This window comes from Providencia stuartii, assembly GCF_029277985.1.
Lineage (GTDB): Bacteria > Pseudomonadota > Gammaproteobacteria > Enterobacterales > Enterobacteriaceae > Providencia > Providencia zhejiangensis.
The window spans coordinates 111,097-127,250 of the sequence record NZ_CP119547.1; the positions used below are offsets into that span (position 1 = coordinate 111,097).

Here is a 16,154-nt window from a genome sequence, read left to right on the forward strand (position 1 = left end):
CCCGTGGTAGCATCTAAATGAACCCTAACGAATAGGGGTGCTGGCGGCGATGCCGACCATTATCCCGATAATGGAGAAATAGACCATGATGACACTGACTACTGTCTCGAAGAAAACTTCTAATAATTCAGCCCTTGTATTCTGGCGCGTTGGTACAAAACGGAAAGGCATCCTTGATGTTCGTATTGATTTTGACAACGAGGAGGCAGATCTTTTGGCTGAGCTCGTAGCCATTCGCTATCTGGCGCTGGACAAACAGGTTTTTTGCAGAGAGCCAGGTGCTGGTGCTGGTTACAAGCTGGTGGTATCCAAAGGTGCGATTAAAAAGCTGGCGCTGGGCAAATCCACCAAGGAGTTTGCATTCAAGTTTGCGGCTTGCCTCACTGGACGTTTAAAGGGCGCTACTATTGAAGTTTCGCAGAGCATGGAGTTTATGGATGAGCCGGGTGAGGGCAACGTTGAGCTCCTCGATGTGGACAAGCAAGCCTATACTCAAACCCATGACGAAATCTCTACACCGGCCATTGGTCCCGTCCTTGTTACTCAACATGCCATCGATCAGTATCAGGCCCGGATAACCTCTGGAGACCCTAAAAAACCGTGGGCCTCACTCGTTGGTCGCCTCCAGCATCCAGAGTTACAGGTTCAACCCTTTGACGAGAAAGTGGCTCGCCATAAAGCCAGAAAGTATGGCCGCGTAGATAACGTGGAAGTCTGGGGCCATAGAGATTCCAAGTTCAAGTACCTGATGGTGATCAACGACGACAACCAAAAACGTGTTCTTGTCACAGTGTTTGAGCGAAATGAGTAACCTGCTTCTCATTTGTTCTGAATACACAACCTCTCCAAATCACGTATTCATACCCTAAAAGGGCAAAAACGCAGTCGTTGATAACGACTCTCCCACCTGAAAATAGCTCCAGCATAAAAACTGGAGCTGTAAATGAGATCGAGACCTTCCCTTTTACTGATGCGAAACCTGCGGTCATTGGCCGTTGTGGTGCTCGCAACTTTGCCATGCGTTGCTTTTGCACAATGGCGGGTTGTAGCCGTGAGCACCGAAGTAGACAAAATGCGCTTCAACACCATCATAGACGCGCATTCCTTCATGAAGAATTATCGCTCTGGTGAGGAGCAAGGGAAGGGAACGCCAGTTGGGGATGCGCTTTATCCGGTTGCCAGTTATGGTGATGGCCGTTATGTCTCCAGGATCTGTTTTAAGTATCTAGGTGCTACTGGCGATTATGACCCCACTACCTGCACTGGCGACCCAGCTACGGTCTACTGGCGCTCAACCTATGTTCTGCCGGGTGAGATGGATAAAACACCGTTCCTGGACAGGGATCTCGGCTTACCAACAACGACCATGTGTGTAGGGAACCCTATCCATCTTGGCACCGGCAACAAGTTCCAGGCTGAACTGGATTATCAAAGCGGAGGCTCCGACCCTTTCACATTCACCAGATACTACAATAGCCACCTTCCTGATGAAGAGCTCGGCGGCTGGCGGCATACCTACTCGCGGAGCGTCGAGGTCAACGCCTCGAAGTACGGTGAGAACATGGTTGTCCTGCACCGGCCAGAAGGGCAACAACTCGCGTTCTACAACTCGTCCTCTGTCTGGGTGCCAACATGGAAAACCGATGATACCTTGACGAAGGATGCTACCGGCTGGCGTTACACTCAATCTGACGGGGTAGTCGAGGCCTATGATGAAACCGGACGACTGACCGGCATCGAGAAGCCCAACGGCAATCACATCACCCTGAGCTATCTGAACGGAGAGCTATCCTCGATCACTGACGGCTTTGGCCGCAACATCCAGTTCCAGCATCAAGATGGCCGCATGGTCAGTGTCACCGATCCTGCTGGTGGCAGTATTCAGTACCAGTACAACAGCGCTGGCAAGCTGGCGGAAGTGATCTACCAGGACAATACGAGCCGCAGCTATCTCTACGATGACCCGAATGCACCGGGTTTGCTCTCTGGGCTGGTGGACGAGAACGGCAACCGTTTCGCCACATGGGGATATGATGCTCAGGGGATGGCAGTTCTAAGTGAACACGCCGGGGGCGCAGAGAAGACTCAGGTAAGCTACAACGCTGACGGAAGCGTCTCTGTCACCAACGCCCTCGGCCACGTTCAGCGATATACCTACAGCCGTCACAACGGGATGCTCAAGCCTGATGTTGTTGAGGGTGCGCCGTGTACCGGCTTTGTGGGAGGCAAGGAAACCTACGTCTACGACAGCAAAGGCCTCGTCTCCAGCATTACAGATCGTGCTGGACAGAAGCGCACGTTCACCCATAACGACCGGGGATTGGAAACCACCCAGATAGACCAGGATGGGGGCAAGGTTACGACCGACTGGCTTCCTTCCAAGTCGCTCCCTGCAAAAATCACGGAACCAACCAGGATCACTGAGCTTACCTACGACACTCATCTCCGGGTGATAAGCCGCAAGGTCACAGATCGCAGCTCGGGCGCTTCCCGGACATGGACCTACACCTATGCCCCTGTTGGTACAGGAAAGCCGAGCCTGTTGGCCTCGGTTGATGGTCCGCGCACCGACGTCAGCGATGTTACGACATTTGACTACGATGACCAGGGCAACCTGATCCGGACAACAAACGCGCTGGGGCAGGTGATGCAGTTTGGTGACTACGACGCGAACGGTCGCGCCGGGACCATTCAGGGCGTCAACGGTGTAACCCAAACCCTCACCTATGACGCCAGAGGAAGACTTGTCAGCTCCACTGGACCAGAAGGAACCACGGCCTACAACTATGATGCTGTGGGCCTCCTGAGCTCGCTGACTAAGCCAAATGGTGCAACCGTCAGCTATGAGTACGACGCTGCACATCGGCTGGTGGCGGAAACAGATGCACAGGGCAACCGGCGCGAGCTTGAGCTCAATGACCTCGGGAACCCAGTAGAAGAGCGACTGCTCGATGCGCTGGGCCAGACCCGTTGGATAGAGCGCCGGATCTTCAACGAAATCGGCTGGCTCTCCAGTGTCTCCGACGCCTATAGCAATCAGTCATCGTTTTCCTACGATGTGGTGGCAAACCTGATACAGGAGACCAGTCCCTCTGGTAACACACACTCCTACAAGTACGACGGCTTCCATCACCGGACACAAACGACCGATCCACTCGGGAAGGTCACGCAGGTGCTCTACAAGGATACCGGCGATGTTTACCGTGTCTCCGACCCTCGTTCGCGCCTGACCTACTACAGCTACAACGGCTTTGGCGAAGTGACTCAGGTCCGGAGCCCGGACACCGGCACCACCGACATTACCTATGACGAAGCCGGTAACGTGGCAACGCGCAAGACGGCCAAGGGACAAACCACAAGCTACAGCTACGACGCGCTGAACCGGATCATCGAGGCATCCAGCGGTGTCGCTGGCGAATCGCCAATTCTGTACGGGTACGACGAAGCAACCTCACCATACGGCATGGGCCGCTTGACCTCAGTCGATGATGGCAACGGTGTCCGGAGATATGGCTATACACCCGAAGGATGGTTGGCTTACGAGACCTGGGAAACCCACGGGCAGAGCCTTACTACCCAGTACCAATACGATGGTGCAGGCCTCATCACGAAGATCACGTATCCCAGTGGTCGTGAGGTTTCCTACACCCGTGATTTAGCCGGTGACGTCATCGAGGTGGCAACGACACAAGCAGGCACCACAACAAGCCTGGCAAGCCAGATCGAGCGAGCGCCCTTTGGCCCCGTCACCAGTATGGTCAGATGGAACGGCATTTCAGAAAGTCGCTCTTTGGATCTCAATTACCGAGTCACCGGCATCGACGCTACTAGAGTGCATTCGCTGGTCTATCGGTACACGCCAGACTCGTTGATTTCAGCCATAGACGACAATCTGGGGTCGTCTCAGAAAACGGAATCTATGGTCACTCCCGTTTTTGCAACACCGATTTTGACGATAAGTTGGCTTGCTTGAATCTATCCGGCGTCTGAATGGGATTTTATTCCCGCGCCTCGATGAGTTCCGCGCCTGATGAACCTCCAGAAAATATACGGCTTCAGCGAGCCTTTCCGTTTTACAGGTTCCTCAACAGGCCGGTGGGCCGTTTGTATCATCAATATCAGTATTCGCAAAACCAGATGAATGATTGTTTAAACTGGTGTATTTCTGCCTTTATGCTTCGTAAGTTTGCTGTCGCGCCGTCAGTGCCCAGGCTATTCTGGCCAGCTTGTTTGCCAGAGCACAGGTGACGACAAAGTTGCTTTTCCGACACAACAACTCCCTGACCCAGTCGGCCAACTTGCCAGACTGGTGTTCCAGTTTTTGTATGAATACCCTGGCACACTGAACCAACAAAGTTCGGATCTTTTTGTTGCCCCGCTTGCTAATCCCTAACAATGTCGTCCGACCTCCCGTGCTGTACTGTCGGGGTACCAGCCCTGTTGCCGCCGCAAAGTCACGGCTGCTGGCGTACTGCTTCCCGTCGCCAATCTCAGTTGAAATAGTACTGGCAGTCAGCGTTCCAACGCAGGGAATACTCAGCAAGCGCTGTCCAACCTCATCTTCGTCCAACTTTCGTTTCAACTGAGATTCCAGATCTTTAATCTGCTCAACAAGATAGTGATAATGCTGTTGTAATTTCAGCAGTAACTGGCTGAGATAAAGAGGCAAACTACTGTCCTCAAGAAGGGTACTCAGTCGACTAATAACGGCAGCACCTCGCGGAACGCTGATACCAAATTCCAGCAGAAAAGCATGCATCTGATTAGTTGTTTTCACCTTATCCTGAACCAGGGATTCACGGACACGATGCAGAGCTCGCATTGCCTGCTGAGATTCGGTTCTGGGCTGCACGAAACGCATAGATGGACGTGATGCTGCTTCACAGATAGCTTCAGCATCAACGAAGTCATTTTTGTTGCTTTTAACGAATGGGCGGACAAATTGCGGTGATATCAGCTTTGGAAAATGCCCTAACTCTGCCAGCTTGCGTGCCATAAAGTGAGAACCGCCACAGGCTTCCATCGCGATGGTTGTTGCTGGGCATGTCACCAGAAATTCGATTAGCTTTGGTCGGGTGAATTTTTTACGGTAAACGGCCTTCCCACGATGATCCTGACAATGAATATGGAAAGAGTTCTTACCCAGATCGATACCAATAAGCGCAATGTTTTCCATGATGGTTCTCCGAATGAAAGCCTGTCCTCAGCATAGTACTGGGAAGGAGGGAGTGACCATCTCATTAAATAAAGCACGCTAAGCCGGTGGCAGCGGTCGCAATGGCCTAAACTTCCCCGCACCGACCTTGGCGCTGCTGCGCCATAGGTAATCGCCGGTCAGGTTGATGTGCTCCCACCCCAGCGGCGACAGATATTGCAACAATGTGTCGTCCAGCGCCGTGCCGTTGCCACGCAAAGCACTGGTGGCACGCTCCAGATATACCGTGTTCCACAACACGATGGCCGCCGTCACCAGATTGAGGCCGCTGGCCCGGTAGCGCTGCTGCTCAAAACTGCGGTCGCGGATTTCACCCAATCGGTAGAAGAAGACCGCCCTGGCCAGCGCGTTGCGCGCCTCGCCCTTATTCAGCCCCGCATGGACGCGGCGGCGCAGCTCCACGCTTTGCAGCCAATCCAAAATGAACAGCGTGCGCTCGATGCGCCCCAGCTCGCGCAACGCCACGGCCAAGCCGTTCTGGCGCGGGTAGCTGCCGAGTTTGCGCAGCATCAGCGAAGCCGTTACCGTGCCTTGCTTGATGGAGGTGGCCAGCCGCAGAATTTCATCCCAATGGGCGCGTATTTGCTTGATGTTCAGCCTGTCGCTGCTAATCATCGGCTTGAGCGCGTCATAGGCGGCATCGCCCTTGGGGATGAATAGCTTGGTTTCGCCCAAGTCACGGATACGCGGCGCGAAGCGAAATCCCAGCAAATGCATCAAGCCAAACACGTGATCGGTGAAGCCTGCCGTGTCGGTGTAGTGTTCCTCGATGCGCAAGTCCGACTCGTGGTACAGCAGGCCATCAAGCACGTAAGTTGAATCACGAATGCCCACGTTGACCACCTTGGCACTGAAGGGCGCGTACTGGTCGGAGATATGGGTGTAGAAAGTCCGTCCTGGACTGCTTCCATACTTCGGGTTGATATGACCAGTGCTTTCTGCTTTGCTGCCGGTTCTGAAGTTCTGGCCGTCCGACGATGACGTGGTGCCGTCACCCCAGTTGCCGGCGAAGGGTTGCCGAAACTGCGCATTCACCAGCTCGGCCAGCGCCGTCGAATAGGTTTCATCGCGGATGTGCCAGGCTTGCAGCCAAGACAGCTTGGCGTAGGTGGTGCCAGGGCAGGACTCGGCCATTTTGGTCAGACCCAGGTTGATCGCGTCGGCCAGGATCGTCGTCAACAGCAAGGTTTTGTCCTTGGCCGTGTCGCTGGTCTTCAGGTGTGTGAAGTGGCGGGTGAAGCCCGTCCATTCATCGACCTCCATCAGCAACTCGGTGATTTTGAGGTGCGGCAGCAGCATAGCTGTCTGGTCGATCATGGCTTGCGCGGCGTCTGGTACTGCCGCGTCCAGCGGCGTGATCTTCAGGCCTGACGCGGTGGTGATGATGGCATCCGGTAAGTCGTTGGCCGCAGCCATGCGGTTGACTGTGGCGAGTTGCGCCTCCAACAATTCCAACCGGTCATGCAGGTATTGGTCGCAGTCGGTGGCCACTGCCAGCGGCAATTCGCTGGCCAGCTTCAAAGTGGCGAACTTCTCGACCGGCACCAGGTATTCGTCGAAGTCCTTGAACTGGCGAGAACCCTGCACCCAGACATCACCGGAGCGCAGCGCGTTCTTCAGCTCCGACAGGGCGCATAACTCGTAGTAACGCCGGTCGATGCCGTCGTCGGTCAGAACCAGCTTTGCCCAGCGCGGCTTGATGAATGCGGTTGGCGCATCGGCGGGCACCTTGCGCGCGCTGTCGCTGTTCATGCCGCGCAGCATGTCGATGGCATCGAGCACACCCTTGGCGGCGGGCGCAGCCCGCAATTTGAGCACGCCCAGGAACTGCGGCGCGTAGCGGCGTAGCGTGGCATAGCTTTCACCGATGTGGTGCAGGAAATCAAAGTCGGCAGGCCGCGCCAATGTTTGCGCTTCGGTGACGCTGGCGGCGAAGGTGTCCCAGGGCATAACGGCCTCGATGGCGGCGAACGGATCGCTGCCGCTTTGCTTGGCCTCAATCAACGCTTGACCGATGCGCCCATACATCCGCACCTTGTCGTTGATCGCCTTGCCGGAAGCCTGGAACTGCTGCTGATGCTTGTTCTTGGCCGCGTTGAACAGCTTGCCGATGATGCGATCGTGAAGGTCGATGATTTCATCGGTGACGGTGGCCATGCCTTCGATGGCCAGCGCTACCAGCGTGGCATAGCGTCGTTGCACCTCGAACTTTGCCAGATCAGCAGGCGTCATCTGGCCACCTTCACGAGCGATTTTGAGCAGGCGGTTCTGGTGAACCTGCCGCTCGATGCCTGCGGGCAGATCAAGTGCTTGCCAGGATTTCAGGCGCTCAATATGTTCGAGCATGTGGCGAGAGTTCGGTTTGGCAGGCGACTGGCGCAGCCATGCCAGCCACGTCACTTTACTGCCGTCCTTGCGCTTGAGAAGTTCGTCCAGGCGCTGACGGTGGGGTGATAACAAAGAATCGGTCAGCGCCGCGTAAATGCGTCGGTTGGCACGGGTGATGGCCTCGGCGCTTGCGCGCTCGATGGCATTCATGGCGGGCAGGATAATGCTCTGCCGCCGCAGATTCTCGACAAGTGCGCTCGCCAGCACGATGCCTTTGTCGGTCTGCAAGGCCAGCTCGGTCAATGTATGCACGGCTTGCCGATAGTGGCTCATGGTGAAGGGCTTGAACCCAAAAACCGTTTGCAGCTCGACCAAGTGCTCCCGCCGTGTCTGTTCGCGCTGGCCGTACTCGCTCCAACTTTCCACTGGCATCTTGAGTTGCGCGGCCACCATGCGCAACAGGGGCGGAAACGGAGGCTCATCGACGCCCAAAAAGGTGCCAGGGAATCGCAAGTAGCAAAGCTGCACAGCGAAGCCCAATCGATTCGCGGCGCCGCGACGCTGACGGATCACCGACAGGTCGGTTTCGTTGAACGTGTAGTGCCGTATCAGTTCGTCTTTGGCATCTGGCAGTGCCAGCAGGCTTTCGCGCTCGGTGGCGGACAGGATTGAGCGGCGTGGCATGGTCAGTCTTCCCGCAGGTACTGGTACAAGGTTTCGCGGCTGATGCCGAAGTCACGGGCCACCAAGGTTTTTTGGTCGCCTGCCGCAACTCGCCGTTTCAACTCGGCAATTTGTTCGCTGTTCAGCGATTTCTTTCGTCCCCGGTAGGCACCGCGCTGCTTGGCCAGCACGATTCCCTCGCGCTGACGTTCGCGGATCAGGGCGCGCTCGAACTCAGCGAAGGCTCCCATGACCGACAGCATCAGATTGGCCATCGGTGAGTCCTCGCCGGTGAACTTCAGCCCTTCTTTGACGAACTCCATGCGCACGCCCCGTTGTGTCAGCCCTTGGACGATGCGGCGCAGGTCATCAAGGTTGCGTGCCAGCCTGTCCATGCTATGCACCACCACGGTGTCGCCCTCGCGGACGAAGGCCAGCAGCCTTTCCAGCTCGGGACGCTGGGTGTCCTTGCCAGAAGCCTTGTCGGTGAACACCCGCGCCACCTGAACACCCTCCAATTGCCGTTCCGGGTTCTGGTCGAAGCTGCTGACGCGGACATAGCCGATGCGTTGACCTTGCAAGATGCCTCCAAAGGCAAAAGTGTCAGGATGAAATCTATTACCTTTGACGGAATATGTCAATCAATAGGAAATTTAACTCTATTCTGACATCGTTTGTCGTTTTCAGAAGACGGCTGCACTGAACGTCAGAAGCCGACTGCACTATAGCAGCGGAGGGGTTGGATCCATCAGGCAACGACGGGCTGCTGCCGGCCATCAGCGGACGCAGGGAGGACTTTCCGCAACCGGCCGTTCGATGCGGCACCGATGGCCTTCGCGCAGGGGTAGTGAATCCGCCAGGATTGACTTGCGCTGCCCTACCTCTCACTAGTGAGGGGCGGCAGCGCATCAAGCGGTGAGCGCACTCCGGCACCGCCAACTTTCAGCACATGCGTGTAAATCATCGTCGTAGAGACGTCGGAATGGCCGAGCAGATCCTGCACGGTTCGAATGTCGTAACCGCTGCGGAGCAAGGCCGTCGCGAACGAGTGGCGGAGGGTGTGCGGTGTGGCGGGCTTCGTGATGCCTGCTTGTTCTACGGCACGTTTGAAGGCGCGCTGAAAGGTCTGGTCATACATGTGATGGCGACGCACGACACCGCTCCGTGGATCGGTCGAATGCGTGTGCTGCGCAAAAACCCAGAACCACGGCCAGGAATGCCCGGCGCGCGGATACTTCCGCTCAAGGGCGTCGGGAAGCGCAACGCCGCTGCGGCCCTCGGCCTGGTCCTTCAGCCACCATGCCCGTGCACGCGACAGCTGCTCGCGCAGGCTGGGTGCCAAGCTCTCGGGTAACATCAAGGCCCGATCCTTGGAGCCCTTGCCCTCCCGCACGATGATCGTGCCGTGATCGAAATCCAGATCCTTGACCCGCAGTTGCAAACCCTCACTGATCCGCATGCCCGTTCCATACAGAAGCTGGGCGAACAAACGATGCTCGCCTTCCAGAAAACCGAGGATGCGAACCACTTCATCCGGGGTCAGCACCACCGGCAAGCGCCGCGACGGCCGAGGTCTTCCGATCTCCTGAAGCCAGGGCAGATCCGTGCACAGCACCTTGCCGTAGAAGAACAGCAAGGCCGCCAATGCCTGACGATGCGTGGAGACCGAAACCTTGCGCTCGTTCGCCAGCCAGGACAGAAATGCCTCGACTTCGCTGCTGCCCAAGGTTGCCGGGTGACGCACACCGTGGAAACGGATGAAGGCACGAACCCAGTGGACATAAGCCTGTTCGGTTGGTAAGCTGTAATGCAAGTAGCGTATGCGCTCACGCAACTGGTCCAGAACCTTGACCGAACGCAGCGGTGGTAACGGCGCAGTGGCGGTTTTCATGGCTTGTTATGACTGTTTTTTTGTACAGTCTATGCCTCGGGCATCCAAGCAGCAAGCGCGTTACGCCGTGGGTCGATGTTTGATGTTATGGAGCAGCAACGATGTTACGCAGCAGGGCAGTCGCCCTAAAACAAAGTTAGATGCACTAAGCACATAATTGCTCACAGCCAAACTATCAGGTCAAGTCTGGTTTTATTATTTTTAAGCGTGCATAATAAGCCCTACACAAATTGGGAGATATATCATGAAAGGCTGGCTTTTTCTTGTTATCGCAATAGTTGGCGAAGTAATCGCAACATCCGCATTAAAATCTAGCGAGGGCTTTACTAAGCTTGCCCCTTCCGCCGTTGTCATAATCGGTTATGGCATCGCATTTTATTTTCTTTCTCTGGTTATGAAATCCATCCCTGTCGGTGTTGCTTATGCACTCTGGTCGGGACTCGGCGTCGTCATAATTACAGCCATTGCCTGGTTGCTTCATGGGCAAAAGCTTGATGCGTGGGGCTTTGTAGGTATGGGGCTCATAGTTAGTGGTGTAGTAGTTTTAAACTTGCTTTCCAAAGCAAGTGCCCACTAATAAACTCAGTCATCTAATCGGGTAGCCGGAGGTATCTAACCTCCAGCCCCCACACCACCCTGCATGCGGCTCCGCACAGGGCGGTTCATTTAGAACCCTTAACTAAACTTTCTGGTTAGGATAATGAACTGCGATCCATCCATCTCTTAGTGAATATAATCCTGCTTTCTTCAGATACTCATTACTCAGTGCTTGCTGTATCCCCGGTGTTTTAGAGCTACGCCAAGGGCCTTTACTTGTGATACCACAAGCAACAGCGGCTTGGATCCTGACGCCACGCTTAAGTAAATTTTGCACCTTAGTCCGTGGTTTTCGCCACTGACGCCAGTAGCACATACGTATGCGACGACGGATCCAATGGTCTAAATCGACACATCCTTGGTAAGCATTGGCTATGCCAAAGTAGTTGATCCAGCCTTGCATGTACTGCCGCACTTTAAACAATTGATATCCCATACTAACTCCCCAATTTCGGTTCGTCAGTCGTCTCATCTTTTGTTTGAAAATGCGTAATGTTTTAGCATGCCACTGGATCTTTCCTCGGTTAAATGTAAACCCAAGAAACTTGCTTTGACCGACCTTAACCACTTGGCTTTTCTGTTCATTAACGGCCAGTTTTAGCTTAGTGGCCAGATATTGAGTAATGCTCTTGAGTACCCGCTCTCCTGCTCGAATAGACTTTACCAAAATGATGAAGTCGTCCGCGTAGCGGGCGAATTTATGCCCTCGGCTTTCCAGCTCTTTATCCAGACTATCCAGCATAATGTTAGAGAGTAATGGCGAGAGTGGGCCGCCTTGAGGCACGCCTTCAAAGCTTGCTTCAAATTGGCCATTGACCATCACACCAGCTCGAAGGTATTTACCAATAAGCGCCAACAGACGCTTATCCTGCACCTTGCTTCTAAGTTGAGTCATCAAGAGATCATGATTAACTCGGTCAAAGAACTTAGACAGATCAACATCGACGGCAAATTTGCGTTTTTGTTTGATGATATCCCTTACTTGCAGTACCGCTTGTTTGGCATTTCTGTTCGGCCTAAAGCCAAAGCTGTTGGTCGAGAAGAATGGGTCAAACAGTGGCGTGAGTATTTGAGCAATGGCTTGCTGTATCACACGGTCAATGACGTTAGGGATCCCCAATTTGCGTTTACCGCCATCGGGTTTGTCGATCTCTACGCGCCTGACCGCTGAGGGTTGGTATTCACCTCGCTCTAATTGAGATTTACACAGTTGCCAGCCGCCTTGTTGCATCCAGAGCGGGAAGGCTTCGATAGTCATGCCATCGATGCCCGCAGCGCCTTTATTGGCTTTAACTTGACGCCAAGCTCGGTGTAGATTTTCAGGTTCGAGCAGTTGTTGGAATAAATCGTTGTTGAAGGCCGGTTGCATATCAATACGCTGCTGATAGTAATCGTCTGGCGACGTAGTGGGTATCGACAAGTTTGACAAGACTCCTCCTTCTTCTAAATGTTCAGGCCTTCACCATATCCCAACCATTACGATGGGCGTTGGGCTACTATGCCGTCTGCTGACTTCTGCTTAATCACATGCCAAGTTACCCCGTCATGCGCTATCGGTTTCCATCTGGTTCGCTCTTTTCAGTCGATGAAGTTGAAAAGCCAAGGCACTTATAAACCAGAGCCTTACTGGTTAATGACCGATCGCGTGTTAAGCAGATCTCCCCAGATAAGAACATGAACTTTCTTTGCACTGCTGCATCATTTACGGTGGCCATTAGATCACGTGGTTTCGTCGTCTTGTGCCAACTCACCTCTAGCCTACGCCTCATATGATGTTCTTGTTCATCAGCTCGCAAATTTGCTAGCGGCTTCCTCCAGACCAAACCTCGCGATTAAGCCCTTGCCATTCGCTAGTAGTTAACGTTTAATAACAGTATGTTATTCTCTTTTAGAAAGAGTAACGGTGATCTTCCTACAGAGGACTTTCACCTCATTAGTTCATGCCCATGCTGGGCGTACACAATTCGTTCAAGCCGACCGCGCTACGCGCGGCGGCTTAACTCCGGCGTTAGATGCACTAAGCACATAATTGCTCACAGCCAAACTATCAGGTCAAGTCTGCTTTTATTATTTTTAAGCGTGCATAATAAGCCCTACACAAATTGGGAGATATATCATGAAAGGCTGGCTTTTTCTTGTTATCGCAATAGTTGGCGAAGTAATCGCAACATCCGCATTAAAATCTAGCGAGGGCTTTACTAAGCTTGCCCCTTCCGCCGTTGTCATAATCGGTTATGGCATCGCATTTTATTTTCTTTCTCTGGTTCTGAAATCCATCCCTGTCGGTGTTGCTTATGCAGTCTGGTCGGGACTCGGCGTCGTCATAATTACAGCCATTGCCTGGTTGCTTCATGGGCAAAAGCTTGATGCGTGGGGCTTTGTAGGTATGGGGCTCATAATTGCTGCCTTTTTGCTCGCCCGATCCCCATCGTGGAAGTCGCTGCGGAGGCCGACGCCATGGTGACGGTGTTCGGCATTCTGAATCTCACCGAGGACTCCTTCTTCGATGAGAGCCGGCGGCTAGACCCCGCCGGCGCTGTCACCGCGGCGATCGAAATGCTGCGAGTCGGATCAGACGTCGTGGATGTCGGACCGGCCGCCAGCCATCCGGACGCGAGGCCTGTATCGCCGGCCGATGAGATCAGACGTATTGCGCCGCTCTTAGACGCCCTGTCCGATCAGATGCACCGTGTTTCAATCGACAGCTTCCAACCGGAAACCCAGCGCTATGCGCTCAAGCGCGGCGTGGGCTACCTGAACGATATCCAAGGATTTCCTGACCCTGCGCTCTATCCCGATATTGCTGAGGCGGACTGCAGGCTGGTGGTTATGCACTCAGCGCAGCGGGATGGCATCGCCACCCGCACCGGTCACCTTCGACCCGAAGACGCGCTCGACGAGATTGTGCGGTTCTTCGAGGCGCGGGTTTCCGCCTTGCGACGGAGCGGGGTCGCTGCCGACCGGCTCATCCTCGATCCGGGGATGGGATTTTTCTTGAGCCCCGCACCGGAAACATCGCTGCACGTGCTGTCGAACCTTCAAAAGCTGAAGTCGGCGTTGGGGCTTCCGCTATTGGTCTCGGTGTCGCGGAAATCCTTCTTGGGCGCCACCGTTGGCCTTCCTGTAAAGGATCTGGGTCCAGCGAGCCTTGCGGCGGAACTTCACGCGATCGGCAATGGCGCTGACTACGTCCGCACCCACGCGCCTGGAGATCTGCGAAGCGCAATCACCTTCTCGGAAACCCTCGCGAAATTTCGCAGTCGCGACGCCAGAGACCGAGGGTTAGATCATGCCTAGCATTCACCTTCCGGCCGCCCGCTAAATATCTCCTTTTGGGTTGTTAATAAAACATCCAATAAGTTGACTGTGCGTGAAAAAGAAAGTTTTGTGTGATGGCGTTGAAGATCGCACCGTTAAGCTCTTATGTGGGATGGTGCAGAGCTCGACGACTACCGATAAAACGCAACCGCCGCAAACAGACAAGAAAAAGCCCCAACTGATAACAGTTGGGGCTTCAGTATTGTGATTGGTGGAGCAATAGCACCCTGAACCCAAAACCTTCTCGCTCAACCGGTAGTGGCTGATAACAACTCGTGAGGGCTATTGCGGGTTAAGCATTTAGCGATGTCTAGGGCCAGACTGGACGTCTGAACGCAAGCCGCTGATACTGTACATAACCACAGTATCAGCGGAGGATACCCATGTCGCTGGCAAGGAACGCCACGGCGAGTCAATCGCCCACTCAAACAAACGGTTACGAACGCCACCAACCCGACCAGACGCTGCTCTACCAGCTGGTTGAGCAGCACTACCCAGCCTTCAAAGCCTCACTCGAAGCCCAAGGTCAACACCTGCCTCGCTACATCCAACAAGAATTCAACGACCTCCTCCAATGTGGCCGTCTGGAGTATGGTTTCATGCGGGTTCGCTGCGAGGATTGTCATCACGAGCGTCTGGTCGCCTTCAGCTGTAAACGACGCGGCTTTTGCCCTAGCTGCGGTGCCCGCCGGATGGCCGAGAGTGCGGCGCTGCTGATAGACGAAGTCTTCCCCAAGGAGCCCATTCGCCAGTGGGTGCTCAGCTTTCCTTTCCAGCTACGCTTTTTGCTGGCTCGCCATCCCCAGCTGATGGGCCAGGTCTTGAGTATCGTCTATCGTACACTCTCAACTCATCTGATCAAAAAAGCCGGTTACACCAAAGCCTCTGCACAAACTGGCTCAGTGACTCTTATCCAACGCTTTGGCTCCGCGCTAAATCTCAATGTCCACTACCACATGCTGTTTCTCGATGGTGTCTATGCCGAAGATGACTATGGCAAGCAACGCTTCCATCGTGTCAAGGCACCCACTTACGATGAGCTGAATACGCTCGCTCACACCCTCAGCCATCGCATCGCTCGCTGCATGGAAAAGCGTGGGATTTTGGAGCGTGATGCCGAGAATACGTGGTTGACACTGGAAGAGGGCGAAGACGATACGCTGACTCAATTACATGGTGCTTCGGTTACGTATCGCATTGCCGTCGGCCCCCAGCAAGGGCGCAAAGTCTTCACCCTGCAAACCTTGCCAGGGCGTGAGGATAAAGCCGACTCAAGCAGTCGAGTAGCCAACCATGCTGGTTTCTCGCTACACGCCGGTGTGATGGCCGAAGCGCATCAGCGGGATAAGCTTGAGCGCTTGTGTCGCTACATTAGTCGGCCAGCGGTTTCAGAAAAACGTCTGGCATTAACCGCCAATGGGCAGGTGCGTTACGAGCTCAAAACTCCGTACCGCAATGGCACCACCCATGTGATCTTCGAGCCGCTGGACTTCATCGCCAAACTCGCTGCGTTGGTACCTAAGCCGCGAGTCAACCTCACACGCTTCCACGGCGTCTTTGCACCGAACAGCAAACACCGAGTTCAAGTAACACCCGCCAAGCGGGGCAAGAAGCCCGACAAATCGGAAGGTCTCGATACTAACTGGCGTGACAAGAGTCCTGCAGAGCGCCACCGCGCCATGACCTGGATGCAACGCCTCAAGCGAGTCTTCAATATTGATATTGAAGTCTGCGAACACTGCGGCGGTCACGTCAAAGTGATTGCCAGCATCGAAGATCCGAAGGTCATTGAGCAGATTCTCAAGCATCTGAAACAGAAAACAGCCAAGGCGAATGCCGCCAAGCAGCGTGAGCTGCCACCAGAACGAGCGCCGCCACTGACTCCCAGCCTGTTCGATCCATCACAGAGTCGTCTCTTTGACTGACGACCCCAAATCCAACACTGCTCAACACTGCCAACTTTTAAACGGGGCGGTGGGGCAGTTTGTATCTCTCGAGCTATCAGGCTAGAGATTTTACCGCCAAATCGAACCTTATTAGAGCGGTTTAGGCTGGACCGGCAGTTAAAATTGGGGCTTGAGCGGTAAACGAGTGAGGGAATTTCAGGTAAGATACTTCGGATGAGGAGCAAAAAGGTGGTTT

10 protein-coding genes and 1 pseudogene are annotated in these 16,154 nt (G+C 54.4%); 6 read left to right on the forward strand and 5 right to left on the reverse strand.

Annotation, left to right across the window (positions count from 1 at the left end; all coding sequences use genetic code 11):
- The first annotated feature begins 85 nt into the window (after positions 1 to 85).
- Positions 86 to 811 (forward strand): hypothetical protein, encoded by a 726-nt coding sequence (locus P2E05_RS20770; RefSeq protein WP_000988732.1) that lies wholly within the window; start codon positions 86 to 88, stop codon positions 809 to 811.
- Positions 812 to 1,051: 240 nt separating this feature from the next.
- Positions 1,052 to 3,904, forward strand: a pseudogene (locus P2E05_RS20775) (DUF6531 domain-containing protein); the annotation flags it as partial.
- Positions 3,905 to 4,171: 267 nt separating this feature from the next.
- Here P2E05_RS20775 and P2E05_RS20780 read toward each other — a convergent pair.
- The 4 genes from P2E05_RS20780 to intI1 form a co-directional block, all read right to left on the reverse strand.
- On the reverse strand, positions 4,172 to 5,176 hold the full coding sequence (locus tag P2E05_RS20780; protein ID WP_276123117.1) for an IS110-like element IS5075 family transposase: 1,005 nt from the start codon (positions 5,174 to 5,176) through the stop codon (positions 4,172 to 4,174).
- 78 nt (positions 5,177 to 5,254) lie between these two features.
- Positions 5,255 to 8,227 carry a Tn3 family transposase gene (locus tag P2E05_RS20785; RefSeq protein WP_001138073.1) on the reverse strand — a complete coding sequence of 991 codons (2,973 nt, stop codon included), beginning with the start codon at positions 8,225 to 8,227 and terminating at the stop codon, positions 5,255 to 5,257.
- Between the two features lie 2 nt (positions 8,228 to 8,229).
- On the reverse strand, positions 8,230 to 8,787 hold the full coding sequence (locus tag P2E05_RS20790) for a recombinase family protein (protein ID WP_001162012.1): 558 nt from the start codon (positions 8,785 to 8,787) through the stop codon (positions 8,230 to 8,232).
- 296 nt (positions 8,788 to 9,083) lie between these two features.
- Entirely contained in the window at positions 9,084 to 10,097 is a 1,014-nt protein-coding gene (intI1, locus tag P2E05_RS20795; protein WP_000845039.1) for a class 1 integron integrase IntI1, read from the reverse strand.
- A 244-nt stretch (positions 10,098 to 10,341) separates the two neighbouring features.
- On the opposite strand from intI1, the gene qacE reads away from it, so the two are divergent.
- Positions 10,342 to 10,674 (forward strand): quaternary ammonium compound efflux SMR transporter QacE, encoded by a 333-nt coding sequence (gene qacE / locus P2E05_RS20800; protein WP_053515552.1) that lies wholly within the window; start codon positions 10,342 to 10,344, stop codon positions 10,672 to 10,674.
- 102 nt (positions 10,675 to 10,776) lie between these two features.
- On the opposite strand, the gene ltrA is transcribed toward qacE, so the two are convergent.
- On the reverse strand, positions 10,777 to 12,123 hold the full coding sequence (ltrA, locus tag P2E05_RS20805; protein WP_058799734.1) for a group II intron reverse transcriptase/maturase: 1,347 nt from the start codon (positions 12,121 to 12,123) through the stop codon (positions 10,777 to 10,779).
- Positions 12,124 to 12,810: 687 nt separating this feature from the next.
- Between ltrA and P2E05_RS20810 the strand changes: the two genes are divergently transcribed.
- From P2E05_RS20810 to P2E05_RS20820, 3 genes are all read left to right on the forward strand, one after another.
- Positions 12,811 to 13,158 carry a quaternary ammonium compound efflux SMR transporter QacE delta 1 gene (locus P2E05_RS20810; protein ID WP_000679427.1) on the forward strand — a complete coding sequence of 116 codons (348 nt, stop codon included), beginning with the start codon at positions 12,811 to 12,813 and terminating at the stop codon, positions 13,156 to 13,158.
- Positions 13,152 to 13,991: a sulfonamide-resistant dihydropteroate synthase Sul1 gene (sul1, locus tag P2E05_RS20815; RefSeq protein WP_000259031.1), complete on the forward strand. Its 840-nt coding sequence runs from the start codon at positions 13,152 to 13,154 to the stop codon at positions 13,989 to 13,991. Before P2E05_RS20810 ends, sul1 begins: the two co-directional genes overlap by 7 nt.
- A gap of 404 nt (positions 13,992 to 14,395) precedes the next feature.
- Positions 14,396 to 15,937, forward strand: coding sequence for an IS91-like element ISCR1 family transposase (locus P2E05_RS20820; RefSeq protein ID WP_000050481.1), 1,542 nt, complete (start codon positions 14,396 to 14,398; stop codon positions 15,935 to 15,937).
- Positions 15,938 to 16,154 lie beyond the last annotated feature (217 nt).

Coding starts and splice junctions, on each gene's coding strand:
- P2E05_RS20770 (WP_000988732.1), top strand. CDS start 86: ATGATGACACTGACTACTGTCTCGAAGAAAACTTCTAATAATTCAGCC.
- sul1 (WP_000259031.1), top strand. CDS start 13,152: ATGGTGACGGTGTTCGGCATTCTGAATCTCACCGAGGACTCCTTCTTC.
- P2E05_RS20820 (WP_000050481.1), top strand. CDS start 14,396: ATGTCGCTGGCAAGGAACGCCACGGCGAGTCAATCGCCCACTCAAACA.
- intI1 (WP_000845039.1), bottom strand. CDS start 10,097: ATGAAAACCGCCACTGCGCCGTTACCACCGCTGCGTTCGGTCAAGGTT.
- P2E05_RS20780 (WP_276123117.1), bottom strand. CDS start 5,176: ATGGAAAACATTGCGCTTATTGGTATCGATCTGGGTAAGAACTCTTTC.
- P2E05_RS20810 (WP_000679427.1), top strand. CDS start 12,811: ATGAAAGGCTGGCTTTTTCTTGTTATCGCAATAGTTGGCGAAGTAATC.
- qacE (WP_053515552.1), top strand. CDS start 10,342: ATGAAAGGCTGGCTTTTTCTTGTTATCGCAATAGTTGGCGAAGTAATC.
- P2E05_RS20785 (WP_001138073.1), bottom strand. CDS start 8,227: ATGCCACGCCGCTCAATCCTGTCCGCCACCGAGCGCGAAAGCCTGCTG.